Raw genomic sequence first — 14,963 nt, forward strand, 5'->3', positions numbered from 1 at the left:
GCACGATGCCGCACACTTACAGCCGATCGGCCCCCTTGACAGACAAGACGGTAGATCTGCGCTTGCGCTTGTCCGGGACGACAGTTTTGCTTGAGGCCGCAGCTGGCCCAACTCAATCGCCGGGACGACACCTATTACGCGGCGTGATGCGGCACCGCGTCGAACCGGTTCACCACGATATCGCGCTTGGTCTCGTCCACGCGCACAGTCATGTCGAAACGGCCGTCGTGCAGCTCCTTCGTCAGCACCTCGGAATTCCGATGCAGCCAGCTGATGCCGGCGCCGTCGGCGGCGTCGATGGAGAGATCGAGCGTGGTGCGTTTGGCCGCAAGCCGTTCCTCGATCGCGGCGAGCAGTGCGTCGACCCCCTCGCCTGACACGGCGGAGACCAGCATCGCCGGATGATCCTCCGGCCTGCGCGCGGCGATGTTCAAAAGCTCTTCGCGCTGCTCGGCGTCGTAACGGTCGATCTTGTTCCAGACCTCGATGATGCGGCCGGAATCGTCGGGGTTGATGCCGAGCTGGCGCAGCACGGCGTCGACGTCGCTCTGCTGCGCCTCGGCGTCCTCATGCGAGATGTCGCGGACATGCAGGATGACGTCGGCCTCCAGCACCTCCTCCAGCGTGGCGCGGAAGGCCGCGACGAGCTGCGTCGGCAGATTGGAGATGAAGCCGACGGTGTCGGACAGCATCGCCTTGCCGCCATGCGGCAGGTTGAGCGCGCGCAGGGTCGGATCGAGCGTGGCAAACAGCATGTCGGCCGCCTGCACGTCGGCGCGCGTCAGGCGGTTGAACAGCGTCGACTTGCCGGCATTGGTGTAGCCGACCAATGCGACGACGCGATACGGCACGCGCTGGCGTCCGGCGCGATGCAGGCGCCGCGTCGCCTGCACCTTCTTCAGTTCGCTCTCGAGCTTGGAGATGCGCTCCTGGATCAGGCGGCGGTCGGCCTCGATCTGCGTCTCGCCGGGACCACCCATGAAGCCGAAACCGCCGCGCTGGCGTTCCAGATGGGTCCAGGATCGCACGAGGCGCGAGCGCTGATAGTTGAGATGCGCGAGCTCGACCTGGAGCGAGCCTTCCTTGGTCTTGGCGCGGCGGCCGAAGATTTCGAGGATCAGGCCGGTGCGGTCGAGCACCTTGGCGTGCAGCTCCTTCTCGAGATTGCGCTGCTGGATCGGCGCCAGCGCGCAATCCATCACCACGAGTTCGACGTCGAGGCTCTTGGCCAGCGCGGCGATCTCCTCGACCTTGCCCTTGCCGATATAGGTGGCGGGACGGATCTGGCTGATCGGCGCGATGATGGCGTCGGCAATGACGAGATCGATCGCGCGCGCGAGGCCGGCGGCTTCGTCGAGCCGGGCCTCGGCGTCTCGCACGACATGACTTTCCGATTGCGCGTCGGCACCGCCCGCGCGCACACGCAAGTAGGGGCCGATGACGAGCACCCGCCCCGTTTGCTTAGCCCCTGCCGACCGCGGACGGTCGGCGTCCCCGTCGAAATTCCGGGGTTCCAATCAGATCACTCTCAAGCCGGCTGATCCTCGCCGCCTTCGAACAGCTGGATCGGAGCGCCCGGCATGATGGTCGAGATCGCATGCTTGTAGACAAGCTGCGAGTGTCCGTCGCGCCGAAGCAGCAAACAGAAATTGTCGAACCAGGTCACGATGCCCTGGAGCTTCACTCCGTTGACCAGAAAGATCGTCAGTGGCGTCTTGGTTTTGCGAACGTGATTAAGGAAGGTGTCCTGTAGGTTTTGTGCGCGGTCTGCCGCCATTGTTTTTTTCTCGCTTTGAGTTTCTTTTTATTGCACCGGTTGCGGCCCTCTTGGTGAAACTCGGGGCCTCGTCCGGTTGCCGTTCCTCATGAGATCCCCCTCGGAGGAACAGCGGTTCGATTAGAGGACAGGTCGGGTTATTAGGCAAGCCGCTTCACGCGGCAGGCCACGCCGTATTGCCCCGAAAAACTACGGAAATCGATGATTTTCCTCGCTTATCCCTGAGGCGTAAACGCAACGTCGCAGCGTCAGCCGACGCCGAGCGCCTTCAGCTTCCGATGCAGTGCCGAGCGTTCCATGCCAACGAACTCGGCCGTACGAGAAATATTTCCTGAAAAACGACTGATCTGAGCAATCAAATAGTCGCGCTCGAACACTTCGCGCGCTTCGCGCAGCGGCAGGCCCATGATGTGCTCGCCATTGTTGCTGGTCGGCATCGCCGGCACCATGGAGCCGACGTCCTGCGGCAACATGTCGGCGGTGATGATCACCTCCGGTCCGCCTGCGGCCAGAATCATGACTCTCTCAACGTTGTTGCGAAGCTGGCGCACGTTGCCTGGCCAGACATGCGATTGCAGCACCGCCATCGCGTCCTGCCCGATCTGCCGCTTGGGCAGGCCGCTGCCGGCCGAGATCTGCTCCATGAAGTAGTCGATCAGTTCCGGAATATCCTCGCGCCGCTCCGACAGCGCGGGCACGCGGATCGGCACCACCGAGAGGCGATGATAGAGGTCCTCGCGGAAATGGCCGGCCGCGATCTCCTCTTCCAGGTTGCGCGCGGTCGAGGAGATGATGCGCACGTCGACCTGCACCTTGCCGTTGCCGCCGACGCGCTGGAACGACTGCTCGACCAGCACGCGCAGGATCTTGTTCTGGGTCTCGCGCGGCATGTCCGCGATCTCGTCGATGAACAGCGTGCCGCCATGCGCTTCCTCGAGCGCGCCGGGCTTGCGCGGCTGCTCGCCATTGGACTGCTCGACGCCGAACAGCTCGTGCTCCATGCGCTCGGGCGTGATCGCGGCGGCGTTGATGACGACGAAGGGACCGTCGGCACGGCCCGAGGCCGTGTGCAGCGTGCGCGCAGTCAGCTCCTTGCCGGCGCCGGCGGGACCGACGATCAGGATGCGGCTGTTGGCCTTGGCCGCGCGCTCGATGGTCTGGCGCAGCTGGTTCATACTGGGCGAGCGGCCGACCAGCGAGCTTGCGCTCGGCGCGAGCTGCTTCAGCTCCTTGACCTCGCGTTTGAGCCGCGAGTTCTCCAGCGCCCTGGTGGCGACCAGGATCAGCCGGTCCGCCTTGAACGGCTTCTCGATGAAGTCGTAGGCGCCGCGCTTGATCGCGGCGACCGCGGTCTCGATGTTGCCGTGGCCGGAGATCATCACGACCGGCAGATCGGCATTGTCCTTCTTGACCTGCTCCAGCAGCTGCAAGCCGTCGAGCTTGGAGCCCTGGAGCCAGATGTCGAGGAACACCAGATGCGGCCTGCGGTTGGCGATTTCGGCCAATGCCGAGTCGCTGTCGCGTGCGGTCCGGGTGACGAACCCCTCGTCCTCGAGGATGCCCGCAACGAGATCCCGAATATCGGCCTCATCATCGACAATCAGAATTTCACTTGCCATGGGTCGCGCCTGTCTTGTCAGCTGCCTGTTGAGGCTTTGATCTTCGTTGAATCATTGGTCATTTCAGCCGGCTCTTTGGTTTCGGCAGCCGGCCCTTTTGTTTCCGTGTCCTTGGTGGATTCCTTGGCGATTTCCGCTTCCTTGATCGATTCCGCGGTCGTTTGCTCGGTCGTGTTCCTGGCGGCCGGCGACTGCTCGCTCCCCTCGGCCTTCGCGGGCGCGCCGGAGATCGCAAAGCGCATCCGCATCCAGGCGCCGCGCTGGCCCTCACGGAAGTCGGAGGCGTCCTTCAGCTCGATGCGCCCGCCATGGTCTTCAAGCACGCGGCCGACGATCGCAAGGCCAAGTCCGGTGCCCTTGGCCCGCGTCGTCACATACGGCTCGAGCAGCCGCGAGCGCGCGACCTTTGGCAGGCCGATGCCATTGTCGATGACGTCGATCAGCACGTCCTCGCCCTCGCGCGACACCACGACGTCGATGCGGCCCTTGCCGTTTTCCTTGCCGAGCTCTTCCGGCGGGACCTGCTCGATCGCCTCGGTGGCGTTCTTGACGATGTTGGTGACCGCCTGCGAGATCAGCCGCCGGTCGAACTGGGCGCGCAGCGGATCCTCCCTGAACTCGGCCTCGATATCGAGCTCGGGATGGGCGACCTTCATCAGGAACACCGCCTGCCGCACGGTGTCGGCGACGTCCTCGCCCTCCATCACCGGTTTCGGCATCCGCGCAAAGCGCGAGAATTCGTCGACCATGCGCCTGATGTCGTCGACCTGACGCACGATGGTGTCGGTGCACTGCTCGAAGATCTGCTTGTCCTTGGCCTCGGTGATGTCCTTGCCGAACTTGCGACGGATGCGCTCGGCCGAGAGCTGGATCGGCGTCAGCGGGTTCTTGATCTCATGGGCGATGCGGCGCGCCACGTCGCCCCAGGCCGAGGTGCGCTGTGCCGACACCAGCTCGGTGATGTCGTCGAGCGTGATGATGTAGCTGTCGTGCGGCTGGTTCTTCTCGGCGCTGACGCGGACCGAGAGGTTGCGCTCCTGTCCGTCGCGCGTGATCGTGATCTGGCCCTGCACCAGGCGCTGGGTGCCTTCCCGCGCCGTCTTCATCATCTCGTCGAGCTCCGGCAGGACGTCGGAGAGCGCATGGCCGAGCGTCTCCGCTTCGGAGTGCCCGATCAGCTTCTCGGCGGAGCGGTTGAGGATGCCGACGCTGCCCGAATTATCGACGCCGATGATGCCGGCGCTCGCCGAGGACAGCACCGCTTCGATGAAGCGGCGGCGGCTGTCGATGAGATCGCTGGCGTTGACGAGCTCATCGCGCTGGCTGCGCAGTTCCTGCGTCATCTTGTTGAAGGTCTCGCCGAGCTGGGCGAGATCGCCCTCCGACTGGTGCACCGGCACCTTCACGTGAAGGTCGCCGGTCGAGACGGTGTGGGCCGCGTTCATCAGCCGCCGGATCGGCGATACCAGCGAGTTGGCGAAGTTCAGCCCGATCAGCACCGAAGCCATCAGGATGGTCAGCGCGATCACCGCGAACATCAGCGCGAAGGCGACCTGGATGCCGAGCCGCCGCGACTCGATCTGGGCATATTCGGCGACGCTCACCTCGGTCTGCTTGAGCTGGTTGACCACATTCGGATCGAGCGGCCGTGCGACATAGAGAAAGGTGTCGCTGAAGGCGCGCAAGCGGATCACCGCCGCGACGAAGCTCGCATCCGGCAGCACCGCGATCTCGGGCTCGGACTCGTTGACGTTGCTGAGGAAGTCCGGCGCCGGCGGCGAATAGGCCAGCCGCATGCCGGTGTCGGCGGATTCCAGGATGTTGGTGTTCTTGTCGATGATCATCGCGCCCGGCAGATTGCGGGAGCTGGCACTGGCCGTCAGCATCTCGCGAAATGACCGCCGATCCTGGTCGTAGAGCGGCCGGGCGTGCGCGATATCGTTGGCCATGCCGAGAATGTCGCCGCGGATCAGCTGCGCATGGTCCTGCATATAGGCCCGGGCGATGTTCAGCGAGTTCTGGATGACCTCCTTGGTCGGGCCGGAGAACAACCGGTCGAGGCCGCGCTCGAGGGTGACGTTGGCGACGACGGAAACCAGCACGGCCGGCAGCACCGCCACGATCGAGAACAGGCTGACGATCTGGACATGGAGACGTGCCGCCGCCCTGCCCCGCCGGCGCGCCAGGATGAGCTGCCAGAGCTCGCGGACGATGATCCCGACCAGGAGCAGGATCGTGCCCGCATTGATCAGATAGAACGTGCGGACCACCTCCGGCGTCGGATCGATCCTCGTGAGGCCAGTCAGGACCAGGAAGGTCAGCAGGCCCGACAGCAGCGCCAGCGCCACGGCAAAGGGCGCCAGCCAGCGTCGCGGCGACCAGCGTCGGGGCTCTTCAGCTGGGGCCGTGTCAAAGGATGCGGCCGAGGTGTCTGCGCTGGTCATTCCGGCAATGGGTGCTGAAAACAGGGGTCCGCGGCGGCGGCGGATACTGATGTATTCGTACCACATTGTTGCCGAATTGCGACAATTCCGCGGCGTCCCCGCCGCGACGGACCGGCGCATCCACAGGGCATGCCGGGCCAGCGGAACGGGATCCCGCCATTCCGGCTTGACCCGGGATGGACAGATTCTTTCTCGCGCTGATGGTCTCGGCCGTGTTGCTGCTGATCGTGGCTTCTGACCTGCTGGTCAACGGCCCCGGCATTAAGCCACCGGCTCACGTGGCCATTCTGCCGACATCAGCCCGACTGGTCAGATAGGCGCGACCCCGCCCCGCGGTCGAATGACCGATTTGAATATTCCAGCGGAACAATTCGGTCCGATTCGGACTTCTGCTCACCGCGTCAGCCATCAAGGCCAGCGCGATCCGGACAGGCTCAGCTCCGCTTTGGTAGGGGGAGCTGAGCCACCGTCCCGGAAACCTAGCCCCCGCTCCGATAGACCTGGATGTCGAGATCCCGGATCTTCTTCCGCAGCGTGTTGCGATTGAGGCCGAGCAGGTCCGCCGCGCGGATCTGGTTGCCGCGGGTCGCCGCGAGCGCGGCCGTGAGCAGCGGCACCTCGATCTCCTTGAGGATGCGGTGATAGAGGCCCGGCGGCGGCACGCCGTTCGGAAAGCCCTGGAAGTGCGAGGACAGATACGCTTCCACCGCGCCGCCGAGATTGTCGACGCCCTGCTGGACCGCGGCACCCGGGCTGACCGAGGGCGGCGCGAGCTCGCCATCGATGACGGAGGCCGTGATCACGTCCTGCGGATAGAGCGCGGCGAGGCGCCGGGCGAGATTTTCGAGCTCGCGCACGTTGCCGGGCCAGCGGTGCTGCTTCAGCCGTTCCAGGGCCAGCGCATCCAGCTTCTTCGGCGGCAGGCCATCCTTCTCGGCCAGCGCGAAGAAGTGGCGCACGAGATCCGGCAGGTCCTCGATGCGCTCGCGCAAGGGAGGCAGCCGCAGCGGCACGACGTTGAGGCGGAAGAACAGGTCTTCGCGGAACAGGCCCTGCTGGATCAGCACGCGCAGATCCTTGTTGGAGGCCGCGACGATCCGCACGTCGGTCTTGATCGGGGTGCGGCCGCCGACGGTGGTGTATTCGCCCTGCTGGAGCACGCGCAGCAGGCGGGTCTGCGCCTCCATCGGCATGTCGCCGATTTCGTCGAGGAACAGCGTGCCGCCCTCGGCCTGCTCGAACCGGCCCGAGGCGCGGGTGTTGGCGCCGGTGAAGGCGCCGCGCTCATGGCCGAACAGTTCGGATTCGATCAGGTCGCGCGGGATCGCCGCCATGTTGACGGCGACGAACGGGCCGTTGCGGCGCTTGCCGTAATCGTGCAGCGCGCGCGCCACCAGCTCCTTGCCGGTGCCGGACTCGCCCGTGATCATCACGGTGAGGTCGGTCTGCATCAGGCGCGCCAGCACGCGGTAGATTTCCTGCATCGCCGGCGAGCGGCCGACCAGCGGGATCGCCTCCATCTCGGCGTCCTCGTCCGGCGTCGAGGTCCGCTCCTTCGGCTCGGCAAGCGCACGGCCGACGATGGCGATCAGCTCCTTCAGGTCGAAGGGCTTTGGCAGATATTCGTACGCCCCGCGCTCGGAGGCACGGATCGCCGTCATGAAGGTGTTTTGCGCGCTCATGACGATGACGGGCAAATTCGGCCGCATCTTCTTGATCCGCGGCAGCAGGTCGAAGGCGTTTTCGTCCGGCATCACCACGTCGGTGATGACGAGATCGCCCTCGCCCTGGCTGACCCAGCGCCACAGCGTCGCGGCATTGCCGGTGAGCCTGACCTCATAGCCGGCGCGGGACAGAGCCTGATTGAGAACCGTGCGGATGGCGGTGTCGTCATCTGCAACGAGAATGCTACCTGCGGGCATTGTTAATCCTCATTTTGCCCCCTGTGATGCAGACGACGACTTCCCGGCAGAGCCGTCGCGACTGCTGTGATCGGCATGTTTGACCGATGTGGAATACATCGGCATCAGCACGCGGAAGGTGGTTTTGCGCGGCTGAGATTCGCATTCGATGATGCCCCCGTGATCGCCGACGATCTTTGCGACAAGCGCGAGGCCCAGACCCGAGCCGGTCTGCTTGGTGGTCACGAAGGGATCGAACAGGTTGGGCAGAAGATCGTCCGGCACGCCTGGTCCGTTGTCCCTCACGCAGAATTCGAGCGGCAACGATACCCGGGATTTTTGACCGGGGACTGACAGGCGCACGCCGGGGCGGAACGCGGTGGTGAGCTGGATCTCGGCATCGGGCACGTCGATCAGGGCTTCGGCGGCGTTCTTCACGAGATTGAGGAACACCTGGATCAACTGATCCTGGTTCGCCAGCACCGGCGGCAGCGAGGGATCGTAGTCCTCGATGAAGCGGATATTGCGGGCAAAACCCGACTGCGCCAGCCGCTTCACGTGATCGAGCACCGAATGGATGTTGACCGGTCCGCGCACCACGGGGCGCTCGTCGCCGAACACCTCCATGCGGTCGACCAGCGTCACGATGCGGTCGGCCTCGTCGCAGATCAGCCGCGTCAGCATGCGGTCCTCGGAGGAGGCCTGCTGCTCCAGCAGTTGCGCCGCGCCGCGGATGCCGGAGAGCGGATTCTTGATCTCATGCGCGAGCATCGCTGCTAGCGCTATCACCGAGCGCGCAGCGCTGCGATGGGTGAGCTGCCGATCCATCTTGTCGGCGATGGTGCGCTCCTGGAGCATCACCACGATATGGCCGGGCCGCTCGGTGAGCGGAGCGACGTGCAGATCGACCTGGCGGTCGCCGCCCATGCGGGGCGTGCCCAAATCGACCTTGTATTCGTTCACCGGCGAGTTCGACGAGCGCACCTGGTCGATCAGCGCCAGCAAGGGGCTGCCGAACGGCACCAGCTCTTTCAGCGACTGCCGCTTCAGGAATTGCGTCGAGATCTCGAAAAAGGCTTCGGTTGCGATGTTGGCGGCGACGATCTTGCCGTCCGGCCCGATCAGGAGCACGGGATTGGGAAGCGCGTCCAGGATCGCATCGCTGTCGGACGGAAGCGGCCGACGATGTTCAGCGGCTGAGCTCATGCAGCAGCGCTCCATGCGAAGTCGTCGAAGGCATCTTGCAGTGACTGGTGAACGAGGCGCGGATCCTCGGACGTCAGAATTGTCTGGCGCCAGGATTTCAGCTTCGCGGCCGGCGCGCGGCTCGCATCGGCGGCGACGTCGAGCGCCCAGCCGAGATGCTTGCGGGCATGCTTGAGGCCGACGCGCAGGCCGTAGAGCGCGCACACGCCTTCATAAAGCGTGCGGACATAATGGAGCTGTGTCGCGAGCGACGGCGCGGGTTCCGCGGCCCCGCCCTTCAGGCGACGGCCGATCTGGCCGGGCAGCCAGGGCTGGCCCTGTGCGCCGCGGCCGATCATCACGGCGTCGGCGCCGGAGGATTCGAGCGCCGCGAGCGCCTTCTCGTAGGAGGTGATGTCGCCATTGACGATGAGCGGAATCGAGATCGCCTCGCGCACGGCGCGGATCGCATCCCAATCGGCCTCGCCCTTGTAGAACTGGCAGCGGGTGCGGCCATGCACGGTGACGAGCTTGATGCCCGCGGCTTCCGCGCGCCGCGCCAGTTCCGGCGCATTGCGGCTGCGGTCGTCCCAGCCGAGCCGCATCTTCAGCGTCACCGGCACCTTCACCGCCGCGATCGTCGCATCGATCAGGCTGACGGCATGGTCGAGATCGCGCATCAGGGCCGAGCCGGACTGGCCGCCGGTGACGTGGCGGGCCGGACAGCCCATGTTGATGTCGATGATATCGGCGCCCTCGGCCTCGGCGATACGGGCGCCTTCGGCCATCCAGTGCGCCTCGCAGCCGGCGAGCTGCACCACATGCGGGCCGATTCCGGTCGCTTCGCAGCGCAACCGGGACATCCGGTGGCCGTTGGCGAGCTCAACGCTGGCGGTCATTTCGGACACCACCAGACCCGCTCCAAGCTCGGCGGCCAACCGCCGGACGGGCGAGTCAGTCACTCCCGACATCGGTGCCAGGAAGACCGGGGTAGCGACCTCAATATCGCCTATTTTCAAGGGCTTGGAGCCTGATCCTGCCGGGCCGGTCACAGTGGTCTCATTCACTCGCAGGGCCTCATCGCGCCTGCCATGACCTATCTTGCGCACAATTCTTGTGCAGTCAAGCGTCATGCCTACAGTTTAGACAGTTCTGCAAATCTTTCAAGTGCAGTGCAGCAAAATGCTGTTTCCCACAATCCGGGGAAACCCCCTTTTTTTGCGGGCCTGCCGTGCTAGAGGCATGCCGGCAATCACCCACTCCCGACTCTTTCATTAGCAATTGAGTATTTGAGTCCTATGGCGAAATCACAGCGCACCGCAGTCGTTCTTGTCGCGGCAGGTCGCGGCCTGCGCGCAGGCGCCGGCGGGCCGAAGCAATATCGCGAGATCGGCGGCCAGCCCGTGATCTATCGCGCCATGGAAGCCTTCAGCCGCCACCCGGACGTGTTCGCCGTGCAGCCCGTGGTCAACCCCGACGACAGCGCCATATTCACGGCAGCGGTCACAGGATTGAAGCACGAGCCGCCGGCCAATGGCGGCGCCACGCGCCAGGCCTCGGTGCTTGCCGGTCTCGAAGCGCTCGCAAGGCACAAGCCCGACATCGTCCTGATCCACGACGCCGCGCGTCCCTTCGTCTCGGAAGGCGTGATCTCGCGCGCGATCGATGCGGCCAGCCGCACCGGCGCCGCGATCCCCGTCGTTCCCGTCACCGACACCATCAAGCTCACCGGCGAGAGCGGCAATGTCGAGGACACGCCGGACCGGGCCCGCCTGCGGATCGCGCAGACGCCGCAATCCTTTCGTTTCGACGTCATCCTCGAGGCGCATCGTCGCGCTGCGAAGGACGGACGCAGCGATTTCACCGATGACGCCGCGATTGCCGAATGGGCGGGATTGACGGTTGCAACCTTTGAGGGCGATGTTGCCAACATGAAGCTCACCACTCCCGAAGACTTCGTGCGCGAGGAAGCACGCCTGGCTGCCCAGCTCGGCGACATCAGGACCGGCACGGGCTACGACGTGCACGCCTTCGGCGAAGGCGACCACGTCATGATCTGCGGCGTGCGCGTGCCGCACAGCAAAGGCTTCCTGGCCCATTCCGACGGCGATGTCGGCCTGCATGCGCTGGTGGATGCCATCCTCGGCGCGCTGGCCGACGGCGACATCGGCTCGCACTTCCCGCCGAGCGACGCGAAGTGGAAGGGCGCCTCCTCCGACCAGTTCCTGAAATACGCCATCGAGCGCGTCAGCCAGCGCGGCGGCCGCGTCGCCAATCTCGAGGTGACGATGATCTGCGAACGGCCAAAGATCGGCCCGTTGCGCGACACCATGCGCGCGCGCATCGCCGAGATCTCCGGCGTCGACATCTCGCGCGTCGCGGTGAAGGCGACGACCAGCGAGCGGCTCGGTTTCACCGGCCGCGAGGAAGGCATCGCGGCCACCGCGAGCGCCACCATCCGTCTTCCCTGGAGCGTCTAGGCCATGGGCGGCAGCGACGCACGCGCCCTCTCCCGCTCGCTGCTCGATTTGTGCCGGATGCGCAAGCTGACGATTGCCACGGCCGAGTCCTGCACCGGCGGCCTCGTCGCCGGCGCGCTGACCGACATCCCCGGCTCCTCCGACGTGATCGACCGCGGCTTCGTCACCTATTCCAACGACGCCAAGCGCGCGATGCTCGGCGTTGAAGCAAGTACGCTCACCAATTTCGGTGCCGTCAGCAAGGAGACCGCAACGGCGATGGCGATCGGCGCGCTGGAACGTGCCGGTGTCGACCTCGCGGTCGCCATCACTGGTATCGCCGGCCCCGGCGGCGCGACGCCCGGCAAGCCGGTCGGCCTCGTCCATTTCGCCGCCGCCGCCCGCGACGGCCGCATCATCCATCGCGAGCATCGTTTCGGCGCGATCGGCCGCAGCGCCGTGCGTCAGCGCTCCGTGGTCGAGGCGCTGCGCATGCTGATGGATCTTGCCCGCGGCCCGCAAGTCGCGGCCAAGCCGCGCCGCGCCGCCGCCGCAACCCGCCTGCGCCCGCGTGTGACCCGCTCGCCGCGAAGGCATGTGGCAAAGCGCAGGCCGCCGCGCTCGCCGCGGGGGTAATGCCGTGTCTTGTAGGGTGAATTAGCCCTGCGGCTGCGCGAAGCGCAGCTCGCATGGCGTAATCCACCTCTTCAGTCTCCGCGGCGGCAGAATTGGTGGATTACGCTTCGCTAATCCACCCTACGCACCCACAATCCCTCGCGCTGCCCGTCGGGCAAAACACCCAATCAGCAGGTCAACCGGCCCGGCTCAAAATATTTCACTTTACCGAATTTCTGATTTGACGCATTCTGCCGCCACCTCATCCCGGTCAGAGGGGCGTATCGCGATCGTCACGACATGCGGGGGTGAGCTGCGGTGGACGCTAGTCACATCGGCGCGAAGGGCTTCGCAGGGCGGGCAACCGTGAGCGAAAGATGTCGCGCACACGACCGGTGTGATCTGCGTACGGCAAAACCGTGTCGTCCTGGCGCCCGGGGTCTGTGCGCCAAGTCTTGCGGTGATGCGGCGGCCCGACCGGGCACGCGCATCAGCGATCCGCAAGGCGACGGGGGCAATAGTGCATCGCTCCCCGGGGAGAGCTCGGCATAAGCCGTCAAACCACTGCGCAGGGAAGGCCGTGTGTTGGGCTTCACCTGTATGCCGCTGTGCAGATGTTTGTTGCCACCTTTCGCACAGTGGACCGTGGGTGCCCGGCCGGCACCCGGTCTTCCCTGCGCCCTCTGACAAATGAGGGCGACACGACGAAGCAGAGCTCGGGCGAGACGCGCCGCGAGATCGCAGCGTCATGCTTGCTTTTCAAAAAGCACGCAAATCTTGTCTACACGCGCAGCCGCTACGTCGACGCCAGCTTCGGCCGTCCGTAGATCGCATCCGCGCGCTTCTCGAATGCGGTGGAGAAGCGCGCGAAGGCGGCATCGAACATCGAGCCCATCAGCATCGCCAGCATGCGGCTCTTGAACTCGTAGGCGAGGAAGAACCCGACGTCGCAGACGCCCTCGCCCTTGGGCTCGAACGTCCAGCGGTTTTCCAGATTACGGAACGGGCCTTGCAGATATTCGACGAGGATTTTCAGGTTGGCGCGATCGAGCGTCACGCGGCTGGTGAAAGATTCCTTGACCAGCTTGAACGACACCGTCATGTCGGCGACCAGCACCTCGGTCCCGTCGGGCTTCGCCATCCGCTGCCGCACCTTCAGCGCGCTGCACAGCGGCACGAATTCCGGGTAGCGCTCGACATCGGCGACCAGATCAAACATCTCGGACGCACTGTGGTTGACGCGGTGCTTGCTCGAAACTCGATGCATGGTACGTCAGCGGGCGTGAGCTGCCCGCGCAGCCTTCAGTCTCGCGAAATCCTCGCCGGCATGATGCGACGAGCGGGTGAGCGGGCTCGCCGACACCATCAGGAATCCCTTGGTGTAGGCGACCTTTTCATAGGACGAAAACTCGTCCGGCGGCACGTAGCGCATTACTGCGTGATGCTTGCGCGTCGGCTGGAGATATTGCCCGATGGTCAGGAAGTCGACGTCAGCCGAGCGCAGATCGTCCATCACCTGCTGCACTTCATGGCGCTCCTCGCCGAGGCCGACCATGATGCCGGATTTGGTGAAGATGGTGGGATCGAGCTCCTTGACCCGCTGCAACAGCCGGATCGAATGGAAGTAGCGCGCGCCCGGCCGCACCGTGAGATAGCGCGACGGCACGGTTTCAAGATTGTGGTTGAAGACGTCCGGCCTGGCCGCGACCACGACCTCGAGCGCTCCCTCCTTGCGCAGGAAGTCGGGCGTCAGGATCTCGATCGTGGTCGAAGGGCACGCGGCCCGGATCGCACGGATCGTCTGGGCGAAATGCTCGGCGCCGCCATCGGCAAGATCGTCGCGGTCGACGGAGGTGATGACGACGTGGGCGAGACCCAGCTTGGCAACGGCCTCGGCGACGTTCTGCGGTTCGGCCGCATCCAGCGCGTTGGGAAGGCCGGTCTTGACGTTGCAGAAGGCGCAGGCGCGGGTGCAGGTGTCCCCCATGATCATGAAGGTCGCGTGCTTCTTGTCCCAGCACTCGCCGATGTTCGGGCAGCCTGCCTCCTCGCACACCGTGTGCAGGCCGTTGGCGCGCACGATGTTGCGGGTGTCGGCATAGCCGCGGGTGTTGGGCGCGCGCACGCGGATCCAGTCCGGCTTCGGCGGCGAAGCGGAATCAGGACGATTCACCTTTTCGGGGTGGCGCGGGCGCAGCGGGTTCGAAATGGTATCGACAATAACGACCATGGGGTGTCCGGTCTGTTCAGGTCCTACCTAGTCGGTCTCGCCCTGCATCGCAACCCGGCTCGCACCGCTTCAGGGAACATGGCAGATATGGGCAATATCCTGCTCTGTTCTCAGGCGATTCTCACCTCGAATGGCTCTAGTCTCGAAGACCTCTACCCCGCGGCTCGGCAAGGCCCTGAAGCGCGCCTTTTTTGGCCGCAACGTCCGCGAGGTCGCCCACGACCTGATCGGTGCCACCATGCTGGTGGACGGCGTCGGCGGCCGCATCGTCGAGGTCGAGGCCTATCATCATACCGAGCCGGCGGCGCACTCCTACAACGGTCCGACGCCGCGGAACCAGGTCATGTTCGGCCCGCCCGGCTTTGCCTATGTCTACCGCTCCTACGGCATCCACTGGTGCGTCAATTTCGTCTGCGAGGCGGAAGGATCGGCCGCGGCTGTGCTGATCCGCGCGCTGGAGCCGACGCACGGCATCGCCGCGATGCGCCGCAGCCGTCATCTCCAGGACGTGCACGCGCTATGCTCGGGCCCGGGCAAGCTCACGGAAGCGCTCGGCATCACCATCGCGCACAACGCCCTGCCGCTGGACCGGCCGCCGATCGCGCTGCATGCGCGGACGGAGGATCTGGAGGTGGCGACAGGCATCCGGATCGGCATCACCAAGGCCGTCGAGCTGCCCTGGCGCTATGGCGTCAGGGGCTCGAAGTTTCTGAGCAAGCCGTTTCCGAAGTAG

13 protein-coding genes are annotated in these 14,963 nt (G+C 65.3%); 4 read left to right on the forward strand and 9 right to left on the reverse strand.

Annotated elements, in window-relative coordinates:
- Nucleotides 1-134: 134 nt before the first annotated feature.
- The 4 genes from hflX to XI09_RS27265 form a co-directional block, all read right to left on the reverse strand.
- Complete coding sequence (gene hflX / locus XI09_RS27250) at nucleotides 135-1,517, reverse strand: GTPase HflX (protein WP_271569584.1); 1,383 nt, start codon at nucleotides 1,515-1,517, stop codon at nucleotides 135-137.
- A gap of 11 nt (nucleotides 1,518-1,528) precedes the next feature.
- Nucleotides 1,529-1,777 carry an RNA chaperone Hfq gene (gene hfq, locus XI09_RS27255; RefSeq protein WP_007591126.1) on the reverse strand — a complete coding sequence of 83 codons (249 nt, stop codon included), beginning with the start codon at nucleotides 1,775-1,777 and terminating at the stop codon, nucleotides 1,529-1,531.
- Between the two features lie 248 nt (nucleotides 1,778-2,025).
- Nucleotides 2,026-3,396: a nitrogen assimilation response regulator NtrX gene (gene ntrX / locus XI09_RS27260; protein ID WP_271569585.1), complete on the reverse strand. Its 1,371-nt coding sequence runs from the start codon at nucleotides 3,394-3,396 to the stop codon at nucleotides 2,026-2,028.
- 17 nt (nucleotides 3,397-3,413) lie between these two features.
- On the reverse strand, nucleotides 3,414-5,840 hold the full coding sequence (locus tag XI09_RS27265) for a sensor histidine kinase NtrY-like (RefSeq protein WP_271569586.1): 2,427 nt from the start codon (nucleotides 5,838-5,840) through the stop codon (nucleotides 3,414-3,416).
- A 176-nt stretch (nucleotides 5,841-6,016) separates the two neighbouring features.
- Between XI09_RS27265 and XI09_RS27270 the strand changes: the two genes are divergently transcribed.
- Entirely contained in the window at nucleotides 6,017-6,157 is a 141-nt protein-coding gene (locus XI09_RS27270; RefSeq protein ID WP_271569587.1) for a hypothetical protein, read from the forward strand.
- Between the two features lie 162 nt (nucleotides 6,158-6,319).
- On the opposite strand, the gene ntrC is transcribed toward XI09_RS27270, so the two are convergent.
- From ntrC to dusB, 3 genes are read right to left on the reverse strand one after another with little or no spacing between them, the layout of a single operon-like run.
- Entirely contained in the window at nucleotides 6,320-7,762 is a 1,443-nt protein-coding gene (ntrC, locus tag XI09_RS27275) for a nitrogen regulation protein NR(I) (RefSeq protein ID WP_028174062.1), read from the reverse strand.
- 9 nt (nucleotides 7,763-7,771) lie between these two features.
- Nucleotides 7,772-8,947: a two-component system sensor histidine kinase NtrB gene (locus XI09_RS27280; protein WP_271569588.1), complete on the reverse strand. Its 1,176-nt coding sequence runs from the start codon at nucleotides 8,945-8,947 to the stop codon at nucleotides 7,772-7,774.
- Complete coding sequence (gene dusB / locus XI09_RS27285) at nucleotides 8,944-9,945, reverse strand: tRNA dihydrouridine synthase DusB (RefSeq protein ID WP_271569663.1); 1,002 nt, start codon at nucleotides 9,943-9,945, stop codon at nucleotides 8,944-8,946. The genes XI09_RS27280 and dusB overlap by 4 nt, the downstream gene beginning before the upstream one ends.
- A gap of 279 nt (nucleotides 9,946-10,224) precedes the next feature.
- Here dusB and XI09_RS27290 point away from each other — a divergent pair, with 279 nt between their 5' ends.
- Together XI09_RS27290 and XI09_RS27295 are read left to right on the forward strand one after the other, a co-directional pair.
- Nucleotides 10,225-11,406 (forward strand): bifunctional 2-C-methyl-D-erythritol 4-phosphate cytidylyltransferase/2-C-methyl-D-erythritol 2,4-cyclodiphosphate synthase, encoded by a 1,182-nt coding sequence (locus XI09_RS27290; protein ID WP_271569589.1) that lies wholly within the window; start codon nucleotides 10,225-10,227, stop codon nucleotides 11,404-11,406.
- Nucleotides 11,407-11,409: 3 nt separating this feature from the next.
- Nucleotides 11,410-12,021: a CinA family protein gene (locus XI09_RS27295; protein WP_271569590.1), complete on the forward strand. Its 612-nt coding sequence runs from the start codon at nucleotides 11,410-11,412 to the stop codon at nucleotides 12,019-12,021.
- 775 nt (nucleotides 12,022-12,796) lie between these two features.
- Here the strand turns inward: XI09_RS27295 and XI09_RS27300 are convergent.
- Both XI09_RS27300 and lipA read right to left on the reverse strand, forming a co-directional pair.
- Nucleotides 12,797-13,267: a type II toxin-antitoxin system RatA family toxin gene (locus XI09_RS27300; RefSeq protein WP_027542754.1), complete on the reverse strand. Its 471-nt coding sequence runs from the start codon at nucleotides 13,265-13,267 to the stop codon at nucleotides 12,797-12,799.
- A 6-nt stretch (nucleotides 13,268-13,273) separates the two neighbouring features.
- Nucleotides 13,274-14,230 carry a lipoyl synthase gene (lipA, locus tag XI09_RS27305; protein WP_271569591.1) on the reverse strand — a complete coding sequence of 319 codons (957 nt, stop codon included), beginning with the start codon at nucleotides 14,228-14,230 and terminating at the stop codon, nucleotides 13,274-13,276.
- Between the two features lie 130 nt (nucleotides 14,231-14,360).
- Between lipA and XI09_RS27310 the strand changes: the two genes are divergently transcribed.
- Nucleotides 14,361-14,963, forward strand: a complete 603-nt coding sequence (locus XI09_RS27310) for a DNA-3-methyladenine glycosylase (RefSeq protein ID WP_271569592.1) — start codon at nucleotides 14,361-14,363, stop codon at nucleotides 14,961-14,963.

The sequence above is a fragment of the Bradyrhizobium sp. CCBAU 11386 genome (assembly GCF_028128955.1).
In the GTDB taxonomy this organism is placed as follows: domain Bacteria; phylum Pseudomonadota; class Alphaproteobacteria; order Rhizobiales; family Xanthobacteraceae; genus Bradyrhizobium.